The organism is Fundidesulfovibrio sp. YSD1 (genome assembly GCF_055397115.1).
In genome coordinates this window covers 1220354-1235718 of sequence record NZ_AP043666.1, presented here as the reverse complement: position 1 = coordinate 1235718, position 15365 = coordinate 1220354, and the positions used below count along the sequence as shown (strand labels likewise).

15 protein-coding genes are annotated in these 15365 nt (G+C 67.0%); 13 read left to right on the top strand and 2 right to left on the bottom strand.

Features of this window, described 5'->3' with window-relative positions; genetic code table 11:
- The first annotated feature begins 3 nt into the window (after positions 1 to 3).
- The 3 genes from ACZ5V4_RS05825 (at position 4) to ACZ5V4_RS05815 (ending at position 1728) form a co-directional block, all read left to right on the top strand.
- Positions 4 to 594, top strand: a complete 591-nt coding sequence (locus ACZ5V4_RS05825; protein WP_464317234.1) for a type VI secretion lipoprotein TssJ — start codon at positions 4 to 6, stop codon at positions 592 to 594.
- Positions 595 to 803: 209 nt separating this feature from the next.
- Complete coding sequence (locus ACZ5V4_RS05820; protein ID WP_464317233.1) at positions 804 to 1586, top strand: alpha/beta hydrolase; 783 nt, start codon at positions 804 to 806, stop codon at positions 1584 to 1586.
- Complete coding sequence (locus ACZ5V4_RS05815) at positions 1570 to 1728, top strand: hypothetical protein (protein ID WP_464317232.1); 159 nt, start codon at positions 1570 to 1572, stop codon at positions 1726 to 1728. Before ACZ5V4_RS05820 ends, ACZ5V4_RS05815 begins: the two co-directional genes overlap by 17 nt.
- Positions 1729 to 1867: 139 nt before the next feature.
- On the opposite strand, the gene ACZ5V4_RS05810 is transcribed toward ACZ5V4_RS05815, so the two are convergent.
- Positions 1868 to 2206, bottom strand: coding sequence for a YegP family protein (locus ACZ5V4_RS05810; protein ID WP_464317231.1), 339 nt, complete (start codon positions 2204 to 2206; stop codon positions 1868 to 1870).
- A gap of 397 nt (positions 2207 to 2603) precedes the next feature.
- The gene (locus tag ACZ5V4_RS05805) at positions 2604 to 2948 is read right to left on the bottom strand and encodes a YegP family protein (protein WP_464317230.1); all 345 of its coding nucleotides are present in this window, start codon (positions 2946 to 2948) and stop codon (positions 2604 to 2606) included.
- Between the two features lie 231 nt (positions 2949 to 3179).
- Between ACZ5V4_RS05805 and dnaE the strand changes: the two genes are divergently transcribed.
- The 10 genes from dnaE to ACZ5V4_RS05755 all read left to right on the top strand — a co-directional run bounded on the left by dnaE (position 3180) and on the right by ACZ5V4_RS05755 (position 15345).
- Positions 3180 to 6650: a DNA polymerase III subunit alpha gene (gene dnaE, locus ACZ5V4_RS05800; RefSeq protein ID WP_464317229.1), complete on the top strand. Its 3471-nt coding sequence runs from the start codon at positions 3180 to 3182 to the stop codon at positions 6648 to 6650.
- Positions 6651 to 6661: 11 nt separating this feature from the next.
- On the top strand, positions 6662 to 7084 hold the full coding sequence (gene queD / locus ACZ5V4_RS05795; protein WP_464317228.1) for a 6-carboxytetrahydropterin synthase QueD: 423 nt from the start codon (positions 6662 to 6664) through the stop codon (positions 7082 to 7084).
- On the top strand, positions 7081 to 7548 hold the full coding sequence (gene dtd / locus ACZ5V4_RS05790) for a D-aminoacyl-tRNA deacylase (protein ID WP_464317227.1): 468 nt from the start codon (positions 7081 to 7083) through the stop codon (positions 7546 to 7548). The genes queD and dtd overlap by 4 nt, the downstream gene beginning before the upstream one ends.
- Complete coding sequence (locus ACZ5V4_RS05785) at positions 7548 to 9095, top strand: SpoIIE family protein phosphatase (protein ID WP_464317226.1); 1548 nt, start codon at positions 7548 to 7550, stop codon at positions 9093 to 9095. Before dtd ends, ACZ5V4_RS05785 begins: the two co-directional genes overlap by 1 nt.
- Positions 9083 to 9430 carry an STAS domain-containing protein gene (locus ACZ5V4_RS05780; RefSeq protein WP_464317225.1) on the top strand — a complete coding sequence of 116 codons (348 nt, stop codon included), beginning with the start codon at positions 9083 to 9085 and terminating at the stop codon, positions 9428 to 9430. The genes ACZ5V4_RS05785 and ACZ5V4_RS05780 overlap by 13 nt, the downstream gene beginning before the upstream one ends.
- 4 nt (positions 9431 to 9434) lie before the next feature.
- Positions 9435 to 10625, top strand: coding sequence for a CgeB family protein (locus ACZ5V4_RS05775; protein ID WP_464317224.1), 1191 nt, complete (start codon positions 9435 to 9437; stop codon positions 10623 to 10625).
- A gap of 73 nt (positions 10626 to 10698) precedes the next feature.
- A complete protein-coding gene (locus ACZ5V4_RS05770; RefSeq protein WP_464317223.1) occupies positions 10699 to 11115 on the top strand; it encodes a bacteriohemerythrin in 417 nt (138 codons plus the stop codon).
- Positions 11116 to 11231: 116 nt separating this feature from the next.
- Positions 11232 to 12170 carry an Abi family protein gene (locus tag ACZ5V4_RS05765; RefSeq protein ID WP_464317222.1) on the top strand — a complete coding sequence of 313 codons (939 nt, stop codon included), beginning with the start codon at positions 11232 to 11234 and terminating at the stop codon, positions 12168 to 12170.
- A gap of 67 nt (positions 12171 to 12237) precedes the next feature.
- Positions 12238 to 13812 (top strand): glycosyltransferase, encoded by a 1575-nt coding sequence (locus ACZ5V4_RS05760; RefSeq protein ID WP_464317221.1) that lies wholly within the window; start codon positions 12238 to 12240, stop codon positions 13810 to 13812.
- A gap of 102 nt (positions 13813 to 13914) precedes the next feature.
- A complete protein-coding gene (locus ACZ5V4_RS05755) occupies positions 13915 to 15345 on the top strand; it encodes a glycosyltransferase family 9 protein (protein ID WP_464317220.1) in 1431 nt (476 codons plus the stop codon).
- Positions 15346 to 15365: the final 20 nt, after the last annotated feature.

The window sequence follows — 15365 nt, the reverse complement described above, 5'->3', positions numbered from 1 at the left end:
CCCATGCGCAACGCTTTTTTCATCGCGGCGCTGTCCTGCCTGCTCGCGGCCGCTTCCGGCTGCGCGGGCGGTGGCCAGGCCGCAAATGCCCCGCAGGCTTCAAGGCCCGCAAGCCCGGCGTCCAGCCCCGAGACCATGAACTGGGCCTTCGCGCCCAAGGCCCTGGAGATAACCTTCGTCTCCGACCCCTTCCTCAACGAGTACGAGGGCGCGGCGCATTCGCTCACCGCGTGCATCTACCAACTGGAGGACCCCGAGGACTTCGGGAAGCTCGCGGCCAGCGCGCCGGGCGTGTCGAAGCTCCTGGACTGCGGCGGCGCGGGAGTGGCGGGCGTCGTGGCCGCCAGGCGCGTCACCGTGCAGCCCGGGCGCAACGAGACCGTGGTGCTGGACAGGGGCGAGAAGGCCCGTTTCGTGGCCGTGGCCTGCGGCTACTACGACCTGAACCAGGGCGCGGTGACCCAGGTCTACGAGATTCCGGTGAGCGCGGACACCTCGGGCTGGCTCTGGTGGAAGGAGACCTCCTACCAGCCCGCCAAGCTGGCCCGGAAGATCATCCTGGGCAGGGCCGGGATGCTGCCCGCCGCCCCCTAGCGCGGCATTCTTCGAACATATCCCCGGTTGTTTCGAGCACGCCTCACCAGTGCCGGTCCCTGGGTCGCGGCCCGGCCCGGGAGCGGGCGGAGTTACATTTTTCGGCCCCAGGCCTACCATTTTGTAAGTTCTTACGGCGTTTTCGAACGCGCAATATCCTGAAATAGCGTATAAAGCCTGTTGGCAGGCTCCTTGCTTTCCCCGCAGGGATGAGCCAACTCGTCCTCATACACGGGGCCTTCACCGGAGGCTGGATCTGGCGGCGCACCGCACGCGCGTTGTCCCGCCTGGGGCTCGAGGCGTCGCGCCCCACGCTCACCGGTTGCGGGGAGCGCTCCCACCTCTTGCGGCCCGAGACCTCCCTGGCCATGCACGTGGAGGACGTGGCCCAGCTCCTTTTCCACGAGGACCTGGAGCGCCCGGTGCTGGTTGGGCACGGCTACGGAGGCATGATCGCGGCGGCCGTGGCCCACAGGCACGGCGGCAAGGTGGGTGGCGTTGTCCACCTGGACTCCGTGGTGCCCGAGCGGGGCGCGTCGTTTCTCTCCGCACTGGGCAAGGCTGGCGCGCGCACCGGGTCGGACTGGCTCTTGCCCCCGCCCACGGCCGAGGGCTTCGGCATCGAATGCCGGGAGCTGGCGCGCTGGTTCTCCGTGCGCCTGCAACCTTTCCCCCGGGCCTGCCTGGAGGCCCCGTACCCCTACGGCAGGCGCGACCGCGAGTTGCCCTGCGTCTACATCCGCACCACGAGCCCTTCTGGGGCCGCGCCGGACCCGGCCTTCAAGGCCCAGGCCGCCAGGGCCGCGCTTTTCAAGGCGCGCCTGGCGGAATTGCCCACCGGGCCGCTGCCCATGCTCACCAACCCCGGCAAGCTGGCCAAGGTCCTGGCCGCCGCCGTGGAGGAGATGCGCCTGCCTCCCGCCCGGGACGTCCCGCCCGTTTCCCGCTCCACCCGCCAAAGGAGGTGCGTCCGCAATGACCTCGACGCATGACGAGCCCACGCAGTCCGGCATGAAAAGGTTCCTGATCCTGCTCGCGCTCCTGGCCGCGGTGGCCCTGGCCTTCGGCACGGCCGTGCGCGGCCCCGGCGCGCACGGCGACGCCGCGCCGATGCAGGCAGTGCAGAGGCAATGATCGCGGGCTTCGGCCGCCCGGGGCCGTAAAGGAACTGTTTTCCTGACGCCGGGGCATCCATGGGTGCCCGGCGGTTGGTTGGCGCGAAAGAAGAAGGCCGCGCGGACGGCAGGGTGCCCGGCGCGGCCTTGAGTTGCTGTTAGGCCGTGCGGTCGTAGACCGGTGCGCCGGGAGCGTTGGTCTTCACCCAGTCGACACCCCGGTCGCGGTTGTAGGCGGTGTCGTACCCTTCGCTTTTCCCGATGATCTCGCCGTTCGCCGCTTTCAGGCGGAAACGGTGCTTGCCGGCGACATCAGTGAAACCTTCGTACCGGTTGTCGAACGGCGCGTTGGTCTTGACGGATGCGAGGCCGGTCAACGCGCTCTGTTTTGTCGTATAGGTCTCACTGGACGTGAGAACCGGTTCATGGTTGTCCCCCTTGAGGTTGAACATGTACTGCCCGTTACTTGTCTTTTTCACTTCGTAATATCCCGACATTCCTTTCTCCTTTAGTTGACCATTCGTTGTTGACCCTGCCAGTCTCCCCCCCCAGATAATGCCTAGAAGCGGGGTGTCAACTTTATTTGTACTTTTGAAAACAAATATCGTACAATGTGAGTGAACAAGGTGCAGATACAGCATCTCGTGGCGATCATTTGATCCGATCTGGAAATGGAGCAGGGGAGGGGTGAAAAAGCTCTGCCCAGAGGAACTGCGGATTTTCCTTCGACTTTGTCGAGGCCAGTGCCAACGCTCTTTGTCCGGGCGGACCGCATCCGCGAATCGCGTCGCGTCCAGAAAAGAAAGGGAGTGAAAGGGCGTGGCGTACGCGAAAACGCGTCGTCTGCCCTGTGAGGGGAAAGCGCCGGGCGGATCGCCCGGCCCCTGAATCAAGTCAGCTCTTGTCCACCAGCAGCGCCTGGGGCGCGTCGGCCTTCAGCGCCGCGATGGCCCTGCCGAGCCCTTCCGGGGTGGGGTAGCGCCCGCTGGTGCCCAGCACTTCGCCCCGGTCCCCCATGAAGTGGAAGAAGAACCGCCCCTGGCCGTCCCGGGACACGGCGTAGCTGCCGTCGTCCGGCACGCAGCCGCGCAACGCCCGCGCGTCCTCCATGGCCCTGTCCCTGCTGTCCCTCGGCTCGCCGGAAAGCAGGCACTCGCCTTCGCCGCTGAGGAACTGGAACTGGTAGTGGCCCTGTCTGGTCGTTCTTATGATGATGCTTCCGGTCGCGCGCACATCCATGGACATATTCTTCCTAGGAAGTCTGAATTGGAATCGTAAGCCAAACATACATGGTTGCGCATAATCCGTAAAGAAAAGGTTCGTTGAAATAAATTTTGCATATAATTACGCCTGCGCGCATCAAGCCCGGCCCGCGCCCCGCGATTGCATTTCGGCGAGGATGGGCTAGAATTAGGGGCAAGCCTTGCCTCTCCGAACGCAATCCTCAAACACACGAACGGTGCCCCTCGAATGGCTGATTTCGTCCACCTGCACTGCCACACGGAATATTCCCTGCTGGACGGGGCCATCCGCATAGGCGACCTGGTCAAGCGCGCGGGGCAGTTCGGCTGCCCGGCCGCCGCCATCACCGACCACGGCAACATGCACGGCGCCCTGGTCTTCTACGAGTACTGCAAGAAAGCCGGGATCAAGCCCATCGTCGGCTGCGAGCTGTACGTGGCCAAGGGCTCCCGCGCGGAGAAGAACGCGCGCTCCCCGCGCGACGCGGGCTACCACCTGGTGCTCCTGGCCCAGAACGCCACGGGCTTCCGCAACCTGCTCAAGCTCTCCACCGAGGGCTACCTCACGGGCTTCCACTACAAGCCGCGCGTGGACAAGGCCCTGCTCGAGGCCCACAGCGAGGGCGTCATCGCCCTGTCCGCCTGCCTGAAGGGCGAGATCCACCAGGCGCTCCTCAAGGAGGGCATGGACGCGGGCCGCGAGATGGCGCGCCAGTACATGTCGCTCTTCCCGGACCGGCTCTACATGGAGATCCAGGCCAACGACCTGCCCGAGCAGGCCCAGCTGAACAAGCTGGTGGTGGAGCTGGCCCACGAGATGAAGCTGCCCCTGGTGGCCACCAACGACTGCCACTACCTGAACGCCGACGACGCCTCGGCCCACGACGTGCTCCTGTGCATCCAGACCCAGGCCCAGGTGGACGACGTGAAGCGCATGCGCTTCACCACGCAACAGCTCTACTACCGCTCCCCCGAGGAGATGGCCGAGGCCTTCAAGGACACCCCGGAGGCCGTGACCAACACCTGCGAGATCGCGGACCGCATCGACCTGGAGCTGGACCTCAAGACCTACCACTTCCCGGTCTACGAGGTGCCCCAGGGCATGTCCCTGGCCGAGGAGATGGCCCAGATGGCCCGCGAGGGCCTGAAGCGCAGGCTTGCGGCCATGGAGGGCATGACCCCCGAGCGCGAGAAGCTCTACTGGGAGCGCCTGGAGTACGAGCTGGACGTGATCATCCGGATGGACTTTCCGGGGTACTTCCTCATCGTGCAGGACTTCATCAACTGGGCGAAATCACAGGGCATCCCTGTGGGGCCGGGGCGCGGCTCGGCGGCTGGCTCGCTGGTGGCGTACTCGCTTCGCATCACCAACCTGGACCCGCTGCCCTACGACCTGCTCTTCGAGCGCTTCCTGAACATCGAGCGCATCTCCATGCCCGATATCGACGTGGACTTCTGCGAACGCAGGCGCACGGAGGTGATCCGCTACGTCTCGGAGAAGTACGGGCGCGACTCGGTGGCCCAGATCACCACCTTCGGCACCATGAAGGCCAAGGCCGTGGTGCGCGACGTGGGCCGGGCGCTGGGCATGCAGTTCGGCGAGACCGACCGCATCGCCAAGCTCATCCCCGAAGACCTGAAGATGACCATCGACAAGGCCCTGGAAAAGGAGCCGGAGCTGGCCGTCATGGTGGAGCAGGACCCCAGGGTCGCGCGGCTCATCGACGTCTCGCGCAGGCTCGAGGGCCTCTCGCGCCACGCCTCCACCCACGCGGCGGGCGTGGTCATCTCGGACAAGCCCATGACCGAGTACGTGCCGCTCTACCAGGGCAAGAACCAGGAAATCGTCACCCAGTGGGACATGAAGCGGGTGGAGAAGATCGGCCTGGTCAAGTTCGACTTCCTGGGCCTCAAGACCATGACCGTGATCCAGGACGCCCTGGAGATCATCCGCGAGATGGGCCCCGAGCCGCCCGACCTGGACAACCTGCCGCTGACCGACGCGGCCACCTACGAACTCTTCTCGCGCGGGGACACCGACGGCATCTTCCAGGTGGAATCCGACGGCATGCGCAAGTACTTGAGGCAGCTCAAGCCCAACTGCTTCGAGGACATCATCGCCATGCTCGCGCTCTACCGGCCGGGGCCCCTGGGCTCGGGCATGGTCCAGGAGTTCATCGACCGCAAGCACGGCATCGTGGAGGTCAAATACCCCCACCCCGACCTGGAGCCGGTGCTCAAGCCCACCTACGGCGTCATCGTCTACCAGGAGCAGGTGATGCAGATCGCCCAGGTGCTCTCGGGCTACTCCCTGGGCGAGGGCGACCTTCTGCGGCGGGCCATGGGCAAGAAGATCCCGGAGGAGATGGCCAAGCAGCGCACGCGCTTCCTGGAGGGCACGCAGAAGAAGGGCATTCCGGACGCCCAGGCCAACGAGATCTTCGACCTGATGGAGAAGTTCGCGGAGTACGGGTTCAACAAGTCCCACTCGGCGGCCTACGCGCTCATCTCCTACCACACGGCCTATCTCAAGACGCACTTCCCCGTGGCCTTCATGGCCGCACTGATCACGAGCGACATCGAAAACCAGGACAAGGTGCTCAAATACATCTCGGACTGCTCGGACAAGGGCATCGAGGTGCTTCCGCCGGACGTGAACCTCTCCATGCGCCACTTCAGCGTGCGCGGGGAGAAGATCGTCTACGGCCTGGCCGGGGTGAAGAACGTGGGCACCGAGGCGATAAACGAACTCGTGCGCGAGCGCGAGGAGAACGGCCCCTTCGAGAGCCTCTACGACCTCTGCTCGCGCGTGAACCTGCGCAAGCTGACCAAGCGGGTGCTGGAGTTCCTCATCAAGGCCGGGGCCATGGACTCCTTCCAGGCCCCGCGCGCGGCTCTGCTGGCGGGCCTCGACAAGGCCGTGGCCCAGGGCCAGAAGCGCGCGGAGGAGAAAAACTCCGGCCAGCTCTCGCTCATGAGCCTGGCCCCCGCGCCCAAGAGCAAGACCACGGGCATCGGCCTCAACTGCGAGGAGGCGGGCGTGCCCGAGTGGGGCCACGAGGAGCTCATGGCCAAGGAGAAGGAGGCCATCGGCTTCTACCTCACCAGCCACCCGCTCAAGGCTTACGCGAGAGACCTCAGGCGCATCGGCGTGAAGACGCTCTCCGAGTGCAAGGGCTACGCGCCCGAGAGCGAGGTGCGCGTGGCCGCCATCGTGACCACCAAGAAGGAGCACATCACCAAGAAGGGCGACCGCATGGCCTTCTGCGGCATCGAGGACATCGCGGCCGACGGCGAGGCCATCTTCTTCCCCGAGGCCTTCGCCAAGTGCCGCGAGCTCCTGGCCGGGGACCAGCCCCTGCTCATCACCGGCAAGATCGCCAAGGAGAACGACGAGCAGGCCGACGGCCAGGCCAAGCTCAAGCTCATCGTTGCCTCGGCCAGGGTGCTCGTGGAGGCCGTGGCTGCCGAGGACGAGCCCGTGGAGGTGCGCGTGGAGGCCAAGAACTGCCGCACCCTTGCGGGACTCAAGGAAATCTTTAATAAGTATCCGGGTCCGGCCAAGGTCAGGCTGCGCCTGGTCTACGAGGACCTGGAGTGCCTGGCCGGGCTTTCCGACGAGACATCCGTCGGCCCGTGCCCGGAATTCTGGCAGGCCGTGGACGACTGCCTGCTCAAGGCCGCCGAGAGCGCGGCATAGAAGGACGCACCATGAACACGAAACCCACCGCCGAACGCCAGACCCCGAGGCGAGGCATCTTCCGGCTGACCATAACCGACGACTTCTCCTCCTCCCACTGCCTGCGCAACTACCAGGGGCCGTGCGAGGCCCTGCACGGCCACAACTTCCTGGTGGAGGCCGTGTTCGAGGGCGAGCGCCTGACGCAGGACACGGAAATGCTCATGGACTTCAAGGACCTGAAGGCGTTCCTCACGCAGGTGCTGGACAAGCTCGACCACACGCACCTGAACAACCTGCCCTATTTCACCAGGCGCAACCCCACCGCCGAGAACCTGGCCCGCTACATCTACTGGGAGCTGGCCAGGCTCATGGAGGGCCAGCCCGCCAGGGTCCACGAGGTGAGCGTCTTCGAGAAGTCCACCAGCAAGGCGACCTACTTCGAGGTGTCATGAGGCTTCTGGTGCAGCGCGTCTCTAGAGCCTCGGTGGACGTGGGCGGCCAGCGCGCCGCCGGGACGGGCCCGGGCGTTCTCGTGCTCGCCGGGTTCGGCCCGGACGACGGCGCGGACGCGCCCTCTCGCGCGTGGTGGCGGGCCATGGTGGAGAAGCTGCCCAGGCTCAGGGTCTTTCCCGACGAGGCCGGGAAGATGAACAGGAGCCTTGAGGACACCGGCGGCGAGGTGCTCCTGGTGTCGCAGTTCACGCTCTACGCCGACTGCCGCAAGGGCCTTCGGCCCTCGTTCTCCCGCGCGGCCGAGCCCGGGCTTGCCCGCGAGCTCTTCGAGAAGCTGCGCGCCGACCTGGATGCCCTGCTGCCGGGACGCGTGCGCACCGGCGTGTTCGGGGCGGACATGGACGTGTCGCTCGTCAACCAGGGGCCCGTGACCCTCATGCTCGACAGCGCGGACTTCGCCTGATGGCCGCCACCGAGGACATCCGCGTCCTTGTGGTGGACGACTCCAAGACGGTGCTGCGCCTGCTGACTTACATCCTGGGCCAGCAGTACATCCTGCACGCCGTGGAGGACGGCCAGGAGGCCATCGAGGCCCACGCCTCCTTCAAGCCCGACATCATCATCCTGGACATGAACATGCCCCTCAAGTCCGGGCTGGAGGTCATGCAGCACGTGCGCGTGGCCGCCCAGGACCACGAGGTGCAGATCATCGTGCTCACGGCGCAGGACACCAAGGCCCTCAAGGCCAGGGCCTTCGCGGCCGGGGCCAACGACTTCCTGGGCAAGCCCTTCGACCGCGAGGAACTCCTGGCCCGGGTGGGCGCGGCCGCCAGGCAGGTCAGCCTGACGCGCAGGCTGCGCAAGGCCTACGAGCGCATCAGCCGCGAGATCGACCTTGTGGCCGGGTTGCAGCGGCGGCTCCTGCCGGACTGCTCGCCCGTGCTGGGCGAGACCACCGTGGAGTGCTTCTACCGCCCTTCGGGCCGCGCCTCGGGCGACTACTACGACTTCTTCACCCTGCCCGACGGCACCATCCGCGCGGTCATGGCCGACGTCTCGGGCCACGGCGCGCGGGCGGCCTTCCTCATGGCCGTGGTGCGCACGCTGGTGCGCGTGTCCCAGACGCACTACCTCTCGCTCTCCGAGACGCTTTCGCTGGCGAGCCACCACCTGCTCTCGAGCATCGGCGAGGAGCCCGACTTCGTCACCCTGGCCGCGGCCGACATCGACCCCGAGGCCATGACCATCACCTACGCCAACGCCGGGCACTGCCCGCCGCTTCTCTACAGCGCGGGGGAGTTCCATTGGCTCGAGCCCACGTGTTCCGTGCTCGGGTTCTTCGACCAGCAGTTCTCAACGCGCACGGTGAGCTTCGAGAAGCCCGCCGGGCTCTTCTTCTTCACCGACGGCTGGTACGAGTGGCGCGGGCTTGACGGCGGCATCTTCGGGCTGGAGAACTTCAAGTCCCTGGCCGAGCGCCTGGTGGCCGGGGGCGGCTTCAGCCTCCAGCAGATGCTCGAGAACCTCTGCGGCGAGCGCGCCGGGCCTGTGTTCCTGGACGACGTCACGGGCCTGTGGATCAGCATGGGCAGCCCCATGACCAAGGTCCTCACCGCCGTGTCCACGCCCTCGGCCAGCCGCAGCCTGGCCAAGGAGGCCGTGGCCGCCGTGGCCGAGCACGTGGCCGACCCCGACACCCTGCACGACCTGGACATCATCCTCACCGAGGCCTGCGCCAACGTCACGCGCCACGCCTACGGCGGCGGCACCGGCCCCATGGAGGTGCGCCTGCGCCTGAACCCGGGCCAGTCCGTGGAACTCGAGGTGGCCGACTGGGGCAAGGGCTTCGGCGACAAGGTCAGCTTCGAGAACGCCGCCCCGGACTCGGAATGCGGGCGGGGCATGTTCATCATCTGCAAGCTCTCCGACTCCTGCGACGTGAGGCGGCGCGGCCGCGAGAACGTGCTGCGGATCGTCAAACAAATAAGGAAAGACCTGTGGAAAACCTGACCTGGCAAGATTTGGGCGGAGCCCTCGTGGCCCGCTACTCCGGCGAGATAACCATGGAGATCACTCAGGACTTCAAGCGCGAGATGGAGAAGGCCCTGGAAAAGGCCCCGGGCAAGGCCCTGGTGCTGGACCTCTCGGGCGTGAGCTTCATGGATTCCTCGGGCATCGGCTTTCTCGTGGCCTGCAACACGCGGCTCCAGGCCTCGGGCAGGCTGCTCGCGCTCTTGAACCCCAGCTCCCAGGTGCGCAAGACCCTGGCGCTGGTGCAGCTGATGGAGTTCTTCAAGGTGGCCGAGACCGAGGAGGAGCTCAAGCGCCTCGTGGCCGGAACGTAAGGCCATGCCCGAAGCGCCCCGGGTGCTCCTGGTCACCAGCAGGTTCTTCCTGCTGGGCGAGGTGATGACCGCCTTCGACCGCATGGGCGTGTCCTACCGCTACCTGGACACCGGCGGCGACGAGATGGACCTGGACACCTACCTCGCGGCCCTGATCCGGGCCGCCAAGGAGTTGCGCCCGCACTTCGCGCTCACCGTGAACCACCTGGGCGTGGACCACGAGGGCCTGCTCACCGCGCTCCTCTCCAAGCTGGACATCCCCCTGGCCTCCTGGTTCGTTGACAACCCGGCCCTGGCCCTGGCCCTCTACCACAAGCCGGCCGCCAGAAAGACGGCCGTCTTCACCTGGGACGCCGACAACCTGGACCCCCTGCGCGCCTACGGCTTCGACAACGTCTTCTACCTGCCCCTGGCCACCGACGAACGCCGCTTCGCGCCGCCTGCGGGCCAGGCCCCTGCGGACCACCCCTGGCGCGCCCGCGTGAGCTTCGTGGGCAACTCCATGGCCGTGAAGACCGCCAAGCGCATCGAATACGCGGACCCCGGCCCGGGGCTCAGGGCCGCGCTGCCGGGCATGGCCCGGGCCTTCGGCGCGCACCCGGAGTGGAGCGTGCGCGCGTTTCTCAAAGGGCACTTCCCCGAACTTTATCCGGATTTCGAGGCCCTGGGCACGCCCGCGCGCCAGCTGGCCTTCGAGACGGCCGTGATCTGGGAGTCCACGCGCCAGTACCGCGCGGACTGCCTTTCGAGGCTCATGGAGTTCTCCCCGCTCATCGCGGGCGACGAGGGCTGGCTCGGGGCCTTCCCCGGCTGCGAGGGGCGCTTCAGGCGCATCCCGGAGCTCTCCTATTACGACGAGCTGCCCGGGTTCTACCCGCTGAGCGAGGTCAACTTCAACTGCACCAGCCTGCAGATGAAGGGCGCGGTGAACCAGCGCGTGTTCGACGTGCCCGCGTGCGGGGCCTTCCTGCTCACCGACCACAGGGCGCAGATGGAGCGGCTCTTCGAGCCCGGGCGGGAGGTGGCCGTGTATTCGGAGCCCGGCGAGATCGCGGACATGGCCCGGCACTACCTCTCGGCCCCGGCCGAGCGCGAGCGCATCGCGCGGGCGGCCAGGAAGCGCGTGCTGGCCGAGCACACCTACGTGATCCGCATGGGCCAGCTGGTGGACGCCATGCGCAGGACCTTCGGCTGACGCGCCGGGCCGGGGCCGGCGGCTTTTGATGTGCGGGTTGTTTCAATGATGTAACTCGAAGCAGGATGCGTGCATGGCGATCATCGAATGGGACGAGAACATGTCCATCGGGTTGTACCTGGTCGACGAGCAGCACAAGGAACTGGTCGTGTTGATCAACAACATCGCGGACGCGCTGGAGCGCAACGCGGACCGCTCCGAGGTGTCGCGCTTCATCAGGCGGTTCTACAACTACACCATCACGCACTTCCAGACGGAAGAGTCGCTCATGGACCACGAGACGTACCCGGACTATTTCGCCCAGGTCCACGAGCACCTGGACTGCTCCATGAAGGCTTTGGAGTTCCACCGCTCCTTCGTGGAGGACCCGGAGTTCGACCTGAGGGGCTTTCTCGACTACATAGTGGAGTGGTTCAAGTCGCACACCACGGGGATCGACCAGAGCCTGGCCGGGCACCTGCTGGAGCGGGGCCTGGGCGGGCGGTGCTGAGGCGGCTCCAGGGGCCTCTTGACAAGAACGCCGACAAGCGACATTTTCCCCATGCAAACCATTGAAAAATACCCACCACGCTTAGGTGTCCCCTCTGGGGGCAGTCGCGAACCACGGTGGGTTTTTTTATTGCCGCCATGACCTACGGCAGGAAGGTGTTCCAAAAGCCCCCCCTCGACCTGGCCGGGCAACTCGCGCTTCTTGAGGAACGCGGCCTGGGCATTCCGGACCGGGAGAGGGCGCAACGGTATCTCAAGTATATCGGTTATTACAGGCTGGCTGTTTATTGCCGCCCGTACCAACGAGCTGAGGACGCAAGTCACGCGTTCAAGCCTGGAGTGTGCTTCGACGACGTCCTCAATCTTTACATTTTCGACCGTCAGTTGCGGCTTTTGGTGATGGACGCGGTGGAGCGAATCGAGGTCGCCTTCCGGACGGTCTTGAGTGACCACATGTCGATAAAATACGGTCACCAATGGTATACTGACTTTCTTCATTTTTCACGGAACTCAAAGAATTTCAATCATCTCCAATTGATCAGGATGATCCAGAAGGAAACGGGATTCCCCGGCTCCGGAGCGCACGGCCCTGCTTTCTGCAGGGCGTACTATGAAAAATACAGCGACCCGGTGCTGCCTCCAAGCTGGATGATTGCGGAAATCCTCCCGATCGGCTCCTGGTCGCGCATCTACTCCGTGCTTACGAGCCCAGAAGACAGGAAGGCCGTTTCAAATTCATTTTCAGTACGCTATGAATTGTTCGGCTCCTGGATTCATGCCGTATCCTACGTCAGGAACATCTGCGCCCATCATTCCCTGCTTTGGAATGCAACCTTCACGGTCAAGCCCAAGTTGAAGGACGAATTTGGAGTCGTTGATCATAACGACAGGTTCTACGCACAAGCGTTGGTCATCCAGCATTTCATACGGAAGATAACGAACAGCTCCACATGGGGCTCCAGACTCAAGCAGCATGTGCTGGCATGCCCATTACCTTACGAGCGCCACATGGGGTTTCCGCAAGATTGCTGGGAGCAGCGATGGTGGGTATCCTGAGCGTCAAACCAACCTTTAGCCGTCATCCGCCCGCAGGTTCAGGCGGACTGTCCAGGAGGCAGGGGCCATGACCTGGCTTCTCGAAACGCTTCCGGAGAACCTGCGCGCGGCCCTGGTCCACGGTTCGTGCGGCGCGGGGCATCTTTCGCGCTGCGCGGGCTTGGCCGCCGGGGCGGGCTTCGAGCGCCTGGGCGTCGAGCTGGCCCTGGCCGCCTGGGCAGAATCGCCCCTGGACGCCGGGCTCGCCCGCGCCGTGGCGTCCTCGCCCATGGCCGCCCCGGCCGCGCGCGAGCTTGCCCGCCACGTGGCCGAGAACACCAGGCCCCCGGCCGACCTCTCCTATTACCTGCGCCTGGCGGAGCGCCGCGACGCCGCCAGGATCGCGAGCTACCTGGACGCCCAGTCCGCCAGGGAGCCCGGCAACCTCTTCTGGGCGCGCCTTGGCCTCGTGCACGCCCTGGACGCGGGCGACCGAGAGCGCGTCACGGCGGCCTCGGCCAGCCTGCCAGAGCCGCTCTCGCGGCTGGTGGAGGGCGACGCGGCCGCCGTGCGGGGAGACTGGGCCGTGGCCGTGGCCAACTACGCGCGTTGCGCCAGGCTCTGGGAGTGCCCGGGCCTGGAGGCCCGCCTGGGCCTGGCCTGCCTCGGGGCCGGAGACGCCGAGGCCGCGCGCGGCTGGCTCTTTGCCGCCGTCCGCCGCGAGCCCTGGCGCGTGCAGGCCCTGCTCGCGCTTCACGACCTGGCCTGGGGCCGCCGGGAGCTTCGGGCCATGCCCGAGGGCCGCGTGGCCGTGCTCCTCTACACCTTCTCCAAGGCCGGGGACATCCACAGGACCCTTGAGAGCCTCTTCGCCTCGCGCCTGGGCCAGGCCCGCGTGACGGTGCTGGACAACGGCAGCCCCGACGAGACGCCCCAAGTGCTCGCGTCCTGGCAAGGGCGCGCCGGGCCGGACAGGCTCGAGGTGGTGCGCCTGCCCGTGAACGTGGGCGCCCCGGCCGCGCGCAACTGGCTTCTGAGCCTGGAATCCTCCAGGTCTTCGGACTGGACGGTGTTTTTGGACGACGACGTGGCCCTGCCGCCGGACTGGCTGGAGCTCCTGGGCGCGGCCGCCGGGCTCTACCCCGGAGCCGGGGCCGTCGGGGCCAGGGTGCGCGATTTCTCGCGGCCCTCGCACATCCAGTCGGCGGACGTGTTCCTGGTGCCGGGCGAGGCAGGGGAGGGCGCGCCCTTCACGCTCACCGCCTGCCACCACGAGACCCTGGACCGGGGCCAGTTCTCCTACGTCAGGCCCTGCGCCACGGTGACGGGCTGCTGCCACATGCTGCGCACGGCCACGCTCCTCGAGTCCGGGGGCTTCGACCTGCGCTACTCGCCCTCGCAGTACGACGACCTGGACCACGACGTCAGGCTCCTCCTGAAGGGCCTGCCCCAGGTCTGCCAGGGGCACCTGGCCGTGGGCCACTTCAAGTCCACGGGCGCTCAGGGCTCCAGGGGCCAGGCCCAGTTCGGCCTGGGCTTCGCAAACCAGCACAAGCTGCACGCGAAGTTCTCCCCGGCCGAGGTCCGCCTCGCAGCGCGGGCGGCCGACGAGGCCGCCTGGCGGGACGCCCTGGCCAAGTGGCGCGCCCTGCCCGGGGCGTGAGCGGCGCGGGCTTGTCTTTCCCGCCCCCCGGGCGCTACAAGCCGTCGGGCTTTGCCTGAAACGCCAAGACAGGCCCGCCGAGGGCGGGGCGAAGAAGCGACCATGGCCAGCGAGCCGGTTCTCGTACTCCAGATGCAGCGCATGGGGGACATCGTCCTGTCCTTCCCGCTTTTCCTGTGGCTGCGCCGCCACGACCCGGACCGCCCGGTCTGGGTGGTGGCCGAGCGGGCGTTCTTCGAACAGCTCGTCCACGTCTCGCCCCAGGTGACCTACCTGCCCTGGACCGCCACGCGGGAGCTCGCCGCGCGCCCTTACTCCCTCATCGTCAACCTGAGCCACCGCCCGGAGGCCGCCGAGCTTGCCGGACAGCTCCAGGCCAAGCTCAAGCTCGGGGCGGTGCGCCGGGGGGACGCGCTGAACATCTTCGGGGACTGGCAACTCTACCGGGCCTCGCTCACGGGCAACAACCGCCACAACCGCTTCCACTGGGCCGAGCTGAACGCCCTGGACTGCGTGGACCCCGGGTGCTTCCCGGCCACGCGCTTCGACCCGCCGCGCGCGCCCACGGGCAAGGGCGGCGAGGCCGTGGGGCTCTTCGTGGGCGCGAGCCAGGAAGAGAAGCGCCCGGACGCGGCCTTCTGGGCGGCCCTGGCCCACGAGCTCGAACGCCGGGGCCTGAAGCCCGTGCTCATGGGCGGCCCGGCCGAGGTTCCCCTGTGCGCGGAGGTCAGGCGGCTGCACGGCGGGCAACTCGTGGACGTGAGCGGCAAGCTGGGCCTGCGGGAGTTCATGGCCGTGGGCCAGACCATGGCCATGCTCGTCACGCCCGACACCGGCCCCATGCACCTGGCCGCGTGGTCCGGGCTCATGACCCTGAACCTCTCCATGGGCCCGGTGAACCCGTGGGAGACCGGTCCCTTCCAGCCCGGGCACTACGTTTTGCGCGCGGACATGTCCTGCCTGGACTGCTGGCAGTGCCGCTTCGCGGAGGCCCGCTGCCGGGACCGCTTCGACCCGGCCCAGGTGGCCTACCTGGCCTGGCGCATCGCCAGGACGCGCGGCGCGGGCCGGTTCAGCCCGCCCCCGGGCACGCGCCTGTTCAAGACCGGCAGGACGCCCGAGGGCTTCTACGACCTCGTTCCCGTTGGGGCCGTGGCCCGGCGCGCCCCGGACATCCTGGGGGAGCTCTGGCGCGGGGCCTTCGGGGCCTTCTTCGGGCTCTGGGACGGCTCCCGGGCGGCTCACGCCTGGCAGCGCCTGAACGAGGACTTCCCGGCCCTGGCCCAGGCGTTCGCGCGGGGGCTTTCGGCCCTGTCCGCGCGCATCCGCGCCTCGGCCGGGACCGCGCCCGGGGACGAGTTCTGGATGGCCAGCCCGCCCATGCTCAGGCCCCTGGCCGGATACGCGCACATGCGCATGCAGAACGCGGACTTCTCGTTGCGCGCCCTGGCCGAGTGCCTGGCCCTGGTGGAGAGGCTGGCGGCAATCCTGTCCCGCCGGGTCCCCGGCGGGGAAGAAGATTCCGGGGTGTGATCCGCTAACTGCTCGGAATC

What these genes read in the sequence shown, in the direction of transcription:
- ACZ5V4_RS05825 (WP_464317234.1), top strand. Translation starts at nt 4, where the DNA reads ATGCGCAACGCTTTTTTCATCGCGGCGCTGTCCTGCCTGCTCGCGGCC.
- ACZ5V4_RS05820 (WP_464317233.1), top strand. Translation starts at nt 804, where the DNA reads ATGAGCCAACTCGTCCTCATACACGGGGCCTTCACCGGAGGCTGGATC.
- ACZ5V4_RS05815 (WP_464317232.1), top strand. Translation starts at nt 1,570, where the DNA reads ATGACCTCGACGCATGACGAGCCCACGCAGTCCGGCATGAAAAGGTTC.
- ACZ5V4_RS05810 (WP_464317231.1), bottom strand. Translation starts at nt 2,206, where the DNA reads ATGTCGGGATATTACGAAGTGAAAAAGACAAGTAACGGGCAGTACATG.
- ACZ5V4_RS05805 (WP_464317230.1), bottom strand. Translation starts at nt 2,948, where the DNA reads ATGGATGTGCGCGCGACCGGAAGCATCATCATAAGAACGACCAGACAG.
- dnaE (WP_464317229.1), top strand. Translation starts at nt 3,180, where the DNA reads ATGGCTGATTTCGTCCACCTGCACTGCCACACGGAATATTCCCTGCTG.
- queD (WP_464317228.1), top strand. Translation starts at nt 6,662, where the DNA reads ATGAACACGAAACCCACCGCCGAACGCCAGACCCCGAGGCGAGGCATC.
- dtd (WP_464317227.1), top strand. Translation starts at nt 7,081, where the DNA reads ATGAGGCTTCTGGTGCAGCGCGTCTCTAGAGCCTCGGTGGACGTGGGC.
- ACZ5V4_RS05785 (WP_464317226.1), top strand. Translation starts at nt 7,548, where the DNA reads ATGGCCGCCACCGAGGACATCCGCGTCCTTGTGGTGGACGACTCCAAG.
- ACZ5V4_RS05775 (WP_464317224.1), top strand. Translation starts at nt 9,435, where the DNA reads ATGCCCGAAGCGCCCCGGGTGCTCCTGGTCACCAGCAGGTTCTTCCTG.
- ACZ5V4_RS05770 (WP_464317223.1), top strand. Translation starts at nt 10,699, where the DNA reads ATGGCGATCATCGAATGGGACGAGAACATGTCCATCGGGTTGTACCTG.
- ACZ5V4_RS05760 (WP_464317221.1), top strand. Translation starts at nt 12,238, where the DNA reads ATGACCTGGCTTCTCGAAACGCTTCCGGAGAACCTGCGCGCGGCCCTG.
- ACZ5V4_RS05755 (WP_464317220.1), top strand. Translation starts at nt 13,915, where the DNA reads ATGGCCAGCGAGCCGGTTCTCGTACTCCAGATGCAGCGCATGGGGGAC.